Source organism: Terrimonas ginsenosidimutans (genome assembly GCF_022012415.1).
In the GTDB taxonomy this organism is placed as follows: domain Bacteria; phylum Bacteroidota; class Bacteroidia; order Chitinophagales; family Chitinophagaceae; genus Terrimonas_A; species Terrimonas_A ginsenosidimutans.
Genome location: NZ_JAKLTR010000001.1, coordinates 438,519 through 451,321 on the forward strand (window position 1 = coordinate 438,519; position 12,803 = coordinate 451,321).

The window sequence follows — 12,803 nt, forward strand, 5'->3', positions numbered from 1 at the left end:
TAGCGCCTTTTTTATACTTTGCCAATACAAAGAATTATGGTTTTATCCATTTATCCCGGGGTTCAAAATATTTCCACAACAAGGAAGAAATTTCTCTTTGCAGTGTCCAGGCCTCATTGGAATATGTCCAGCTTTTGTCCTTATTGTTTTTTGTGAATACACAAAAAACGTACGGGTTGGTCGGTCCGTTCACCACCATGACCTCGCTTCGTGATGCATCCACGCAACCATTTTTACTGAAGACTTCTATATAAGGCGGTATCATAGAAATGGCTTCGTTCTCGTCCCAGAAATTTCTGCCAAGGATCCGCATCATCCGCTCGCAAGCTTTCTTTGAAAAAATATCGCTGCGATAGATTTTCTCCAGCAAGGTTCCCAATTCTGCCGGAGAGGTTTGTCCCCAACCATAAATTTTTCTGATATCTTCCCTACCTGGCGTTCTTGAATTAACGCGGGTATTTCTGAATCCAAAACTATCCAGCAGCTGATTGATCCGGACTCCGGTTCCTGCCAATTTTTGCAACCAAAGACTTGCGGTGTTATCACTTGTCGTTAGCATCAGCATCATGATCTTTTTCAGCGCGATTTTTTCCCCATCTTTAAACGATCCGAGAATATCTTCTCCTTCATACAACAAAGAATCTTTGTAAATATGGCTGGAGTCATAGTGCATTTCGCCCTTTTCAATTTTGTCCATTATACCGATCATGATCGGAACCTTTACAATACTTGCTGTTGGGAATACAGTATCACTGTTAATATTTACCACTGCTCCTGTTCTCAGGCTTTTCACATATATGCCGATCTGCCCCTCAAATCCTTTAATGGACGTTTCGAGTAACGCCTGCAGTTTCTTATCTGTTTTCTGAGAAAAGGATTGGATAGACAACACACAGCAAAGTATTATCAGGAGGCCGTTTTTCATTATTATATTCATTTAATAAAAAAGAAAAACGCATACGGCAGATTATCGAAACTTTCTGCTGTATGCGTTTTTTATAAATTGGTCCGGCTCATTTAATGTTCATATAGTCTGTCACCAGTTGGCAGAAAGCCTGCACTCCGGTTTTCATAGCGCCATCGGTCACAAAGAAATCAGCCGTATGATGTGGGGGCGCTTTTTTGGGGTCATTTCCCCTGGGCATTCCTCCAAGATAAAGAAACAGGGATGGTGCTTTTGTTCCATAGTATGAGAAGTCTTCCGCGCCAGTTACCCATTCTCTCTCTTTTACATTCTGCGGCCCGATTGCTTTTTCGAGAGAGGGCAACATTTTTTTTGTAAGCGCAGGATCATTGTAAGTAACCAATGTTTTTGTGTCGATGATCACTTCCGTAGAAACACCAGAGGCATCGCCGATCGTTTTGATCGTATGACGAAACGCCTGGTGCACTTTTTTCTGCATATCACTATCCAGTGTGCGAATAGTTCCGAGCATGATTGCTTCTTCGGGAATAATATTATTCCTTACACCGCTTTGTATTTTTCCAACGGTGATCACGACAGGCGCTTTTGTAAGCTCCGATTGACGGCTGACAATATTTTGTAAACCCTGGATGATTTGCGCAGATGCTGCGATCGGGTCAATTCCCAACCAGGGTTGCGAGCCGTGGCTTGGTTTTCCTTTTACTTTGATAGTGAAGAAATCCGCAGCAGCCATAAAGGAGCCGGACTTATATTCAATCGTTCCTTCTTCAATTGCAGATTCTATATGCAGACCAAAAACGGCATCGACTTTTGGGTTTTCCATTACACCCTCTTTGACCATTAACGCAGCTCCCCCTTCTTCTCCTTCCGGAGCACCTTCTTCAGCAGGTTGAAAAATAAATTTTACAGACCCTTTTAAATCGTTCTTCACGCCGGCAAGAACTTCGGCAACACTCATAAGAATGGCGACGTGTGTATCATGACCGCAAGCATGCATCACTCCAACCTGTTCGCCATTGTAAGTCGTTTTATCTTTCGATGCATACGGAATGTTTACTCTCTCTGTTACCGGAAGCCCGTCCATATCAGCCCGAAGCGCAATGCACGGACCCGGTTTTCCTCCCTGCAACACGGCAACAACGCCTGTTTTTGCAACACCTTCTTTTACTTCGAGACCCAGTTTTCTCAGATGGGCGGCGACCATTTTCGCAGTATTTACTTCCCGGTTGCCAAGCTCAGGATGTTTATGTATTTCCTGGCGCCAGGCAATACACTGCGGTTCTATCTTGTTGATGGCCGCATCAATTTTTTGCTTAAGCTGAGCACTGGTAATTATCGAGAGTGAAATGGCGGTGGTAGATAGCAGGAGTCGTTTCATCCGAAAATTTTTATGAATATAACATAAAATGCTTTTTATCCCTATCTTCAATCGCGGGTACAAGGCCTGTTCCAGTCTTTCATTTTTATTAATCGACTAATGCCGCTTCGCCACTTATCATTTTTGAAGGCAGTGCTGCTGCATAGTGTTTCGGCTTTTGGTGGGCCTCAGGCTCATATTGCCATGATGATGAAAACATTTGTCAGGCAAACCAATTATGTAACAGAGCAGGAGTTGATCGAGTACAATGCATTTTGCAATCTGTTACCAGGAGCCTCCTCCACGCAAACACTCACACTCATCGGATATAAACTCGGAGGCGTACCACTCGCCATTCTTACCTTATTAGTATGGATTCTCCCGGCTTGCATTTTCATGGGTTCACTCTCCTTTTTACTTCCCTATATTGATAGCAAAGCACTGCACACAGACATCTTCAAGTTTATCGCGCCGATGGCGGCAGGATTTCTTGTGTATGCATGTATTAAAGCTTTTCCACATGCGATAAATAATACGATCACCTGGGTGATCATGCTGATCGGAACGGCCGTGACTTTTTTCTTTTTCAAAGCTCCATTGATCTTTCCGTTGTTGATCGTTGCCGGCGGATTTGCGACCAATCTAAGCGCAAAACGCATCCCACAAACAGAGCAGGTTCCGAGGAAAATAAAATGGTGGAATTTCTGGTTGTTCGGGATCATTTTTATCATCGCTGGTATTCTGAGCGAAAAAGCGAGGAAGGAAGATTGGGCACACCGGAAACCAATCAACTTATTCGAAAACACCTATCGGATGGGAAGCTTCGTTTTTGGTGGAGGCCAGGTACTGATGCCGATCATGTATGAACAATTCAGTGTTCGCCCTGAAGCGATCAGGGAGAAGAACCCCAATGTGGTTCAGATAAACAAAGAAGAAATGTATACAGGAATGGGAATTGTGAGAGCTGTTCCAGGCCCAGTATTTTCTATTGCCTCCTTTACGGGAGGAATGGCGTTGAAAGATATGGGAACGGAAATGCAGGTACTCGGATGTATCATCGGCTCGATCGCCATTTTTCTTCCAAGTGCCTTACTGGTTTTATTCTTCTTTCCTATCTGGCATAACCTGAAAAAATATGCGGTTATCCACAGATCACTGGAAGGGATCAATGCCGTCGTGATCGGGATCATGGTAGGTTCCACGCTTTTCATCATGAAAGACATTTCAATGATAGAAGCAAAAACAGTAAGTGTTTTGAATCTTGTGGTGATCGTCGGCACAACTTTACTTCTCTGTTATTCCAGGATCCCCTCGCCTGTCATCGTTGCAGCATGTTTGTTGCTCGGATATTTTATCTAAAAAGAACTTCTACTTTTTACTTTTATAGTATCCGCCTTTATCGATCTCCTGACGGACATTTTCCGGGATCATATAGCGAATCGATTTTCCTTCACGGATCAGCTCACGAATTTCGGTCGCCGAAATCTGCAAAAGAGGCGCATCAAGCTCGATCACTTTAGCACCAATATTATTTTCTATGGCGAAACCCGGCCGTGTATATATATATATGGAGTGGTTGGAGATGATGTATTCATAATTCTTCCATTTGTGAAGGTTCTGAAAACTATCACTTCCCATCACGACTGAAAAATCGTATCCCGGATAACGTTCTGAAAGATGTGCAAGGGTAACGCTTGTGAAAGAAGGTTTGGGCAGGGAAAACTCGATTTCTGACGCTTTCATTCTTGGATCATCTGCGATGGCGGTGCGAAGCAGGTGAAGGCGGTCATATTCGTTGAGTAAAGAGTGGTTTACTTTGAAAGGATTTTGCGGAGAGAGTACAAACCAGATCTTTTCAATATCAGTTACGTTCAGCAAATGATTGGCGATGATCAGATGACCAATATGAACAGGATTGAAGGAGCCGAAGTACAGACCGATTTTCATAATGATGAAGTGAACGCGAACGAATTATTTAATAACACCTAAGTTGTTGACAATCAGCCGCTTGTGTCTGATTCGGTTCCAATCTTTTCTTCCTTCAAGACACAAATTGTTTATAATCAATTAATTATATCAACAAGAATATGCTCTGCCTCATCCAGACGAAGACTTAATGTATAACCCGCAACCTGCACAGAAACAGGATCTCCCATCGGCGCAACTTGCTCCAAAGAGATCGGTTCACCAGGAAGACATCCCATCTCCATCAACTTGAGATGAATTTCCTCTGAGCCGAACTCTTTAATAATGGCTTTTTGCCCCGGTTTTAACTCTGACAATTTTTTATTCATATAGATCTACCTCAGCAGCAAATCTAACATTGTATTCTGTCCATTGTTTACGAATTTTGAAATTATGCATTCAACATCATCGCCCAGTCTTAGTTTTTTTTATGAGGAACCTGTTACGTTACGAAACCGGAACTCGCTGAAGCTTTTTCTCCATGAGATCTTTCGGAAGGAGAAGAAAAAACTCTCTTCCCTCAATTATATCTTTTGCTCTGATAAACGTGTGCTGGAGATCAATCGCCAGTTTTTACAGCATGACTACTATACCGACATTATCACGTTTGAGCTTTCACCTGCGGGAGCTCCTGTGGAGGGCGAGATTTATATCAGCATCGACCGCGTGAAAGATAACGCCCGGCAACACGACACAACGTTTACCCGTGAGCTTCACCGGGTGATCTTTCACGGCGTACTTCATCTTTGTGGTTACAAGGATAAAAGCACGGCTCAGGAAAAACTGATGAGGGAAAAAGAGGACTATTATCTAAATCGCTACTTCGCAAAGAAGTAAACTATCTGCTTATATTGATAAAGAGCGCTCGCTAATAACATTCATCTCTGCTCAGGTTTTTGAATACAGCCAGGCGTCCTTCCGAGGTTCCTACAAGGAGTTCCGAGGGGGTGTAAATGCGCATAAGGATAGCATGCCTCCTGTCTGAGGTTTAGAGTCTCGCAGTTGCCGGTCGCCTTAAAAAATGCAGCGCTTACAAACTTCCCTTCCTGACCCAAGCTCAAAAACGATATTCCGTTCATTTTTCCCATTTATCGGCTGATCCGATACGCTTTCTATGGATAGAAAGCGTGTTTCTGTCTTGATCCTCTGTTGTTCTTCCGTTCATTCCATTCATCCTCCATAAAATAACGGAAGATAAACGGAGGAACAATGGTGGATGAACGGACATGCAGGCTTTGATCGAAGCACAAATGCACAGCTGATCTTTGCCATTCTTGTGTTTCCCCTTGCTGCATAATCAGTAATGCCTTCGTCAACATGAATGCTATGCAATGCCCAGAACACCTTTAAGCGCAGAAGTATCCTGAATTGCGGCGGTTATACTAAAACATTCGGAGCGGTTCGCCTCTAAATCTCCCCTGGGAGATTCGTGGTTTTAGGGGGAACTGTCAAACTGTGCAGCTTGGCAAGCGGTCATGGGCCATGGAACAAATCCGTTGATAGACCTTATCCAAACCTTATTACTACCAAGCTTCTCTGTCAACCTTCATTTAGCCGGAGTCCAATGGAAAAGAACCCCTGTTTCTGGGTCCTACAACACTCGCGGTCATTGCGGCTCCCTTCGTTCAAAATGAACACGTCTTTACCCCTAAGTCTGAGGCTACTGACCCGCAACTCCCCTGCATTATATCTTTCCTCAACACGGAGATCGGCCCGGGCCGGCTGAAGACTTGCAGAACTTAGAAAGAAACACACTTTTACTGATACTTATACTGCCTGTAATATTCTGTTCATTGGATTCAGCTGCCAACAGCTCCTACCCACTCCCGTTATTCCTGAAGGCCCATGGTAAACGACGGGTCTTTGCCTAATAAATGCACACACGTCCTGATCAGGTGCGAATAAATGATAAGGTCCTGCAACAGGGACCTCCAGGCTTCCTTCCCGAAGGCTATACCAGAGGAACTCCCCTACATCCCGGGTATCAGCCCTACTTATTCCAAAAGCATATAAGCAGGCGAGCCGCCTTGCTGACACCTTAATAAATCCGCTGCTGCGAGCAGAGAATAACACAATGTGGCGCGCATAGGCTTGTTCCACGTGGAAACATCGACTAGCTAAACATACCACGCCCGTCACCCACCGCTCCTCTTACTGTGGAATGTTCCATGTGGAACATTCCACAGCGATACCTCGATGAAGTTAGAAGGCGCCCACCAGATGGGAAGGGTTGTTGCCGTTACCGTTTGAAGCCATAACACGGTGTATATATATTATACAGCAAACAAAACAATAGTCCCGGCTGAAGCAAAGCGGGAGTATCCAGAAGAAGGAGGCAATTGCCGGTAAGTCAATTCCTGCCGGGCAACCCGCATATCAGTCTTAAAAACTTTGTATCCTATAGGTGTCACAAGAAAGAGGCAGTCTGCGCACAGGTATACCATCCCGGTCCTGAAGTTTACTGTAACTTTGCGCCGATGTTTCCAGAATATGATATAATAGTAGTTGGGGCCGGCCATGCGGGATGCGAGGCCGCCGCCGCAGCCGCGAACCTTGGGTCAAAGGTTTTGCTGATCACCATGAATATGCAAACCATCGCACAGATGAGTTGTAACCCGGCAATGGGCGGTATAGCAAAAGGGCAGATCGTTCGCGAAGTTGACGCGCTCGGAGGTTACTCCGGCATCGTCACAGACCTGTCTATGATACAGTTCAGAATGCTGAACAGATCCAAAGGCCCGGCAATGTGGAGCCCAAGAGCTCAGAGTGACCGAATGATGTTTGCCACTAAGTGGAGGGAAATGTTAGAGCAAACGCCTAACGTCGACTTCTACCAGGATATGGTGAAAGGGTTGGTCATAAAGGATGGAAGAGCTTGTGGGGTTGTAACCGGTCTTGGTCACGAGATCAGATCGAAAGCCGTCGTCCTTACAAACGGGACATTCCTGAATGGCATCATTCACATAGGTGAGAAAAATTTCGGTGGTGGGCGTGCCGCAGAAAAAGCAGCCACCGGCATAACAGAACAACTAGTCAGTCTCGGCTTTGAAAGCGATCGCCTGAAAACAGGAACACCGCCAAGAGTCGACGGGCGAAGTCTCGACTATTCAAAAATGGAAGAACAACCTGGTGATGAAGAAATAGGCGGCTTCTCTTATACCGATACTAAAAAACCGCTAAAGCAAAGAAGCTGCTGGATCACCTACACAAATCAAACTGTGCACGATGTTCTGAAAACAGGTTTTGACCGCAGCCCTATGTTCGCTGGAAGAATTGACGGAGTTGGTCCGAGATACTGTCCCAGTATAGAAGACAAAATAAACCGATTTGCAGAGAGAGAGCGTCATCAACTCTTCATTGAGCCGGAAGGATGGGATACGGTTGAAATATACGTTAACGGATTCTCAACCTCCTTACCAGAAGAAATACAATACGAAGCGCTTCGTATAATTCCGGGCTTTGAGAATGTCCGGATCTTCCGCCCGGGCTACGCAATCGAATACGACTATTTTCCACCAACGCAGCTAACACATACATTAGAGACAAAATTAATATCAAATCTATTTTTTGCAGGTCAAATAAATGGAACAACCGGTTACGAAGAGGCGGCCTGCCAGGGCTTGATGGCCGGAATCAATGCGCACCAAAAAGTGCGCGAGCTGGATCCGTTTATCCTGAAAAGAAGTGAAGCGTACATCGGGGTTCTTGTTGACGACCTGATCAGCAAAGGCACCGAAGAGCCCTATCGCATGTTCACCTCCCGCGCAGAATTCCGCACCTTACTCCGCCAGGATAACGCCGATCTTCGATTGACAGAAAAGAGCCATCTTCTCGGACTCGCATCGCAGGAAAGAATGGACAATGTATCCGCGAAAAAAGACGCTGTTGCAGAGATCTGGCAAGTCCTTAAAGAGATGTCTGTGGATCCGAATGAGATCAACGGCTTCTTACAATCCATAGGAAATACGCCGATCCCGGAAAAACAAAAAGCCGAGAAAATACTCCGTCGCCCGGATGTGGAACTCGATCAACTGGCCGCCACACTTCCAAAGCTGGGGACTGCTCTCGCTAAATTCTCCAAAGAACAAATTGAGCAGGCCTCGATCCAGGTGAAGTATGATGTTTACATAAATAAAGAAAAAGAACTTGTCGCAAGAATGAGCCAACTGGAAGATCTCGAAATTCCATCAAGCTTTGATTACAAAAAAATTCAGGCCCTCGGTAATGAAGCGCGAGAAAAGTTGAACCGAATAAGGCCACGAACCCTCGGACAAGCAAGCCGCATCTCTGGAATCAATCCAAGCGATGTTCAAATCCTCATGGTCTATATGGGAAGATAATTTCTGAGAATATAGTTGATGCGCGTAAAACCTCATTCCACACACGCATCAACTATATTTTTCCATTCACCATTTCTTTGTGGAAACCTGAAGCGCGCGCTATCTCATGAGTAATTAAAACCTCTACCATGGATAGCAAACAAATTCTCACCTCCGATCTTCTCGACGTAATCTTCGATCAACGCAACAAAGCATATGGCGCCTATGAACTACGCCGCCACTACAATCGAAGAATTGGAAGAGCACTGCTTGTAACAGCGACAATTGTCGGTGTCACTATTACATCAGTTACTTTAGCCAACAAATGGAAACCGGCAGCAGACCCAATCGCACCGAAAGAAAGTCTCACGATTATCGAAATTCCAAAAGAAGAAAAACTTCCTGAGCCAAAACCTGAAACTCCACCTCCGGCAGACGTACAACCACCAAAATCGGAAATATATGTAGAACCAAAGATCGTGGAAGATCACCTGGTTGAGGAACCGATGACTACGATCGAAGCCCTTGACAGTGCTGCCGTCAGTACTGTAAAGAGGGACGGACCCGTTGACATCGGACTATCCCAACCGACTGCAGATGCAACCGTCGGTGAAGGGAAAGGAATCATCGAAGAACCGGCGCCAAAGGATCCCGGGCCTTTCGTCGAAGTCCAGGTTCAGGCAAAGTTCATCGGTAACTGGGAAAAATTCCTGCTCCGTAATTTAAATGGAAATGTCCCCGTCGATAACGGAGCAAACCCCGGCCGCTATCAGGTAGTCGTACAATTCGTTGTTGACATAGACGGCTCAGTCAGTGATATCAAACCTATCAGCAATGCCGGTTTCGGAATGGAGCAGGAAGCAATTCGCGTATTAAAAAAAGCAACCAAATGGGAACCGGCTATACAAAACGGCCGCCAGGTAAAAGCATACCGCAGACAACCGATCACCTTTCAAGTTGACGGTGAATAAAACGACAAAGGGTTTATAGAACTAATCATTCTATAAACCCTTTACTATTAAATTAATGACCCTATTAACGCCCTGCTGAATGACCGCAGCACCCTTTCCGGGATACAAATTCGCAGCGGTTATTCAGCTCTTCGAAACAGGAACGATCATTTGCACCTTTTGCTCACGACTGTTCACTGAATTAAAAGAGACCCCGCGAACCACTCCCTTACAACAAGAAGATCCACACTTACACTCAAACGGTTCCATTGTATCATCAAGGAACTGGGAATAATCAAGGGTCAATTCCTCATTGCGAGAAATGTCTCTCATTGCGATAACATTCAATCCATCGAGGCACGTATTCGCATCACAACTATGATTCTGGGGAGCCCACTCAGAAGGATCTTCATCCCACAAAATAAAAACCTCCTCGCTTATAGCATACGCATATCTGCGAAAGTTCAACTTCTGCTCCTCGTTCCAGTTAGTTTCCACAAAGCGTTTCGTCACGATTCGCTGAGCTCTCTCCTCTCCCGTGAAAATAACATCCCCCTTTCGGATCGGCCTTGCCGCATAAATTCCAAAACCCGAAATAGAATTACCTCTCATTGTATAAGGCTTCCTGTTTCTCTTATGTCTCGCTATACCCTCGGAGATAATTGTATCAAGAAAGCCCTTCTGACCTGCCTCATCAAATTTCAATATAAAGTCTGCAGAACCCTCATATCCATCTTTGTAAAAAACAGAACACGTAAAATTAATCTCGAGGAAAAAAATCTCGTTCTTTTCATTTACCCTGAAATCAAGACGCGCATATCCAACACCATTAAAACCTTTAAAGATCCTCTCCGTCGCCATCCGCAATTCCTTATCAAGTACAGGATCAGTGCACGGGAAATTACAGTCCGGGTGCAATTCAGATGTCTTTAAAGAATACGTCTTAAAAGATTTTCCTTCTGGAAAAACATATTCAACCGGTTTGAAAACGCGACACGATTTTCCGTCGGGAAGCGCTGCAACCAACACAGTAAACTCTCTGCCATCTACGTATTCCTCTACAAGTAAAGGCCCATAATCATTATAGATCTCTACCACCTTCTTCAACAGATCCTGTTTGCTATATAGAACTGAATTCTCATCGATGCCTAAACTGTCTCCCGCCTTAGACGGCTTAATGAACATTGGATAAGTGAGATACCTCTCTACTCTATCGATATCTTCAGGTTTCTCGATCATAAAATACCCCGGCGTCCTTACACCCTCGCAATGGGCAACATATTTCATCAACTCTTTGGTGGGGTCATACAACTTGGCCGTAGGTCCGGTGTAAGGAAGATCGAGAAGATCGAACGAGTGAATAACATCAATTGATGGAACCTCCCATTCGAGATAACCCTCGCATAAATTGATGAACACATCATAATTCTTTCTCTTCAACTCCTTCAATTGCTTATAGGTCGTAAGCTTATTAAGAAATACGTGATCCACCTCATCAGTAGGCAACAGATCATTAAGATACCGGGGAGGATCATAATTCTTATAATCAACACCGGTTGTTGAATAGTCTGGCTGAAGAACACAAACTTTCATACAGTCATTTGATTTTGCAGTAAATAAAAAAAGAGAATTGCCCTAGAGACGCATTTGCCTTCTGGTGAAAGCGTCATCGATAATGCTCCTGATAACGCTGGAAAAAGACCTTTGTGAAAAACGAAGAATAGCTCCGATCGATGTATAATTCTCATCCTCACTTAATCCGCACTGCGCATTTACTTCAAGCATATACAACTCCCCGGTCTCTTTATCCATCCGAACATCCAGTCTTCCATATCCCATACCACCTACCGATCTATATGCATCCAATGTGATCTGGTTCAAACGTTGATCCAAAGACATCGGGGCTCTATGATACTCATAAAAATTCTCGTCTCCCGGCATTGGCTTTTCCTCTTCATAAATCTCCCACAGCCTGTCGAACGACAGAAACTTTTCTTCTTCCGGTAAAGAATTATGGAAAATGCGCTCGACACCGGCAAAAACCTCGCATTTCCCTGGGTCGGTAGAAGATCCGACCACAAAAGTTGTAAACTCCGGCCCGGCGATGAACTGCTCAACTATCAGCCCATCTGCGAGCAAATTCCATCCGCGGTACCCCTGGCTTAACTCCTTCACCCTTTCACTCAGCTCCTTGTCGGTATAAACAACATTCTTTACGGACACGCCCATACTTCCGCCAGAAACAGCCGGCTTAATAATTAATGGTGCTCCGAGTTTTTCACAAAATCCGTCGAAGGAAATATTTGTGTCCCGGATAACAGCCCATTTAGCCGTCTTAACCCCGGAAGCAAGAAAGGCTTCCTTCATCGGAATCTTGGATGTAGTAATATTATAATAGTGTGTGTCTGAGCCGGTGTAAATCAACCTGTGTTTTTCGAGCTCCGCTATAATGGATACCCCAGGAGTTCCGTTGATCTCGTCACCATCACATAGATTAAGAATAAGAGGAATTTTCCTTCCGGACCGCTTCTTTATACCGGCGATAACTTCTTTAAAATCCAGCATGGTTACTGGTTGCCATAACCAATCCGCGTCCAATTCTTCAAATACCCTGGAATACTCCTGGAGGCTCTGAGAAAAGTCGTAATAATATTGAAGATTCGGATCCTCCGTTTGGAGATAGGGATAGAGCACCCAGATCTTTAACTTTTGGAGAGGGTTATTTTCTGCTTTCTTTCCGGAAATCTTTTTCTTAAGCTCTTTTTTCCCTGTTTGAGCGATCATGCAGTTGCTGTTGTATAAATCGGGTAAGTGTGTAAGTCTTAATTATATCCTGATTGATGTGGGCGGCTCCCCGGATCTGTCCAAGACAATTTCTGCATCCACAATGACAATCGAAAGGCTGTGCCATGTCCCACTCAGTAGATGGATAGAAAAAAGTCATCTCATCGCCGGTAGAGATTTGCTTTAAGGCAACAATTTTCATCAAATAAGTATCAAAGAAAACATTGGGATCACAACTATGATTTATGTATTGCAGATGCTCCGGCTGTAAAAGTATATGTTCAGTCAGACCAATCTGAACAGTCAGGTAGGTTGGCTCCTTCAATATAGCCCCAGCGGAAAACTCGGCTACAACATCGCCCGGAAGATACTCCCTCTTCGCAAAGAAAGCATTCTGTTTACTCTCGATATTCTGCTGCACAGCAGCAAATACATGATCGCTGATCAAACGATAGCCGGGGCGAGTAGCTGTTACCATAAAATAATTGATATGAAAAGATAGA

At 44.5% G+C, this 12,803-nt stretch carries 11 protein-coding genes; 4 read left to right on the forward strand and 7 right to left on the reverse strand.

Translation table 11 applies throughout. From position 1 onward, the window contains the following. Positions 1–34: 34 nt before the first annotated feature. Positions 35–925 (reverse strand): serine hydrolase, encoded by an 891-nt coding sequence (locus LZZ85_RS01810; protein ID WP_237868213.1) that lies wholly within the window; start codon positions 923–925, stop codon positions 35–37. Between the two features lie 88 nt (positions 926–1,013). Next, positions 1,014–2,303, reverse strand: a complete 1,290-nt coding sequence (locus LZZ85_RS01815; RefSeq protein ID WP_237868214.1) for an amidohydrolase — start codon at positions 2,301–2,303, stop codon at positions 1,014–1,016. Positions 2,304–2,402: 99 nt separating this feature from the next. On the opposite strand from LZZ85_RS01815, the gene LZZ85_RS01820 reads away from it, so the two are divergent. Further along, the gene (locus LZZ85_RS01820) at positions 2,403–3,641 is read left to right on the forward strand and encodes a chromate transporter (RefSeq protein WP_255723962.1); all 1,239 of its coding nucleotides are present in this window, start codon (positions 2,403–2,405) and stop codon (positions 3,639–3,641) included. Positions 3,642–3,650: 9 nt separating this feature from the next. Here the strand turns inward: LZZ85_RS01820 and nadD are convergent, their stop codons facing one another. Continuing rightward, on the reverse strand, positions 3,651–4,229 hold the full coding sequence (nadD, locus tag LZZ85_RS01825) for a nicotinate (nicotinamide) nucleotide adenylyltransferase (RefSeq protein WP_237868216.1): 579 nt from the start codon (positions 4,227–4,229) through the stop codon (positions 3,651–3,653). Between the two features lie 116 nt (positions 4,230–4,345). Further along, positions 4,346–4,576, reverse strand: coding sequence for a FeoA family protein (locus LZZ85_RS01830; protein ID WP_237868217.1), 231 nt, complete (start codon positions 4,574–4,576; stop codon positions 4,346–4,348). 64 nt (positions 4,577–4,640) lie between these two features. Here LZZ85_RS01830 and ybeY point away from each other — a divergent pair, with 64 nt between their 5' ends. From ybeY to LZZ85_RS01845, 3 genes are all read left to right on the forward strand, one after another. Next, positions 4,641–5,084 carry an rRNA maturation RNase YbeY gene (gene ybeY / locus LZZ85_RS01835; RefSeq protein ID WP_237868218.1) on the forward strand — a complete coding sequence of 148 codons (444 nt, stop codon included), beginning with the start codon at positions 4,641–4,643 and terminating at the stop codon, positions 5,082–5,084. Between the two features lie 1,640 nt (positions 5,085–6,724). Next, complete coding sequence (gene mnmG / locus LZZ85_RS01840) at positions 6,725–8,587, forward strand: tRNA uridine-5-carboxymethylaminomethyl(34) synthesis enzyme MnmG (RefSeq protein WP_237868219.1); 1,863 nt, start codon at positions 6,725–6,727, stop codon at positions 8,585–8,587. Between the two features lie 128 nt (positions 8,588–8,715). Further along, complete coding sequence (locus LZZ85_RS01845; protein ID WP_237868220.1) at positions 8,716–9,537, forward strand: energy transducer TonB; 822 nt, start codon at positions 8,716–8,718, stop codon at positions 9,535–9,537. A gap of 123 nt (positions 9,538–9,660) precedes the next feature. Here LZZ85_RS01845 and LZZ85_RS01850 read toward each other — a convergent pair whose 3' ends face one another. From LZZ85_RS01850 to LZZ85_RS01860, 3 genes are read right to left on the reverse strand one after another with little or no spacing between them, the layout of a single operon-like run. Next, positions 9,661–11,109, reverse strand: a complete 1,449-nt coding sequence (locus LZZ85_RS01850) for an SET domain-containing protein-lysine N-methyltransferase (protein ID WP_237868221.1) — start codon at positions 11,107–11,109, stop codon at positions 9,661–9,663. A 42-nt stretch (positions 11,110–11,151) separates the two neighbouring features. Then, entirely contained in the window at positions 11,152–12,300 is a 1,149-nt protein-coding gene (locus LZZ85_RS01855) for a D-alanine--D-alanine ligase family protein (RefSeq protein ID WP_237868222.1), read from the reverse strand. Continuing rightward, positions 12,269–12,778: an SET domain-containing protein-lysine N-methyltransferase gene (locus LZZ85_RS01860; protein WP_237868223.1), complete on the reverse strand. Its 510-nt coding sequence runs from the start codon at positions 12,776–12,778 to the stop codon at positions 12,269–12,271. Before LZZ85_RS01860 ends, LZZ85_RS01855 begins: the two co-directional genes overlap by 32 nt. Positions 12,779–12,803 lie beyond the last annotated feature (25 nt).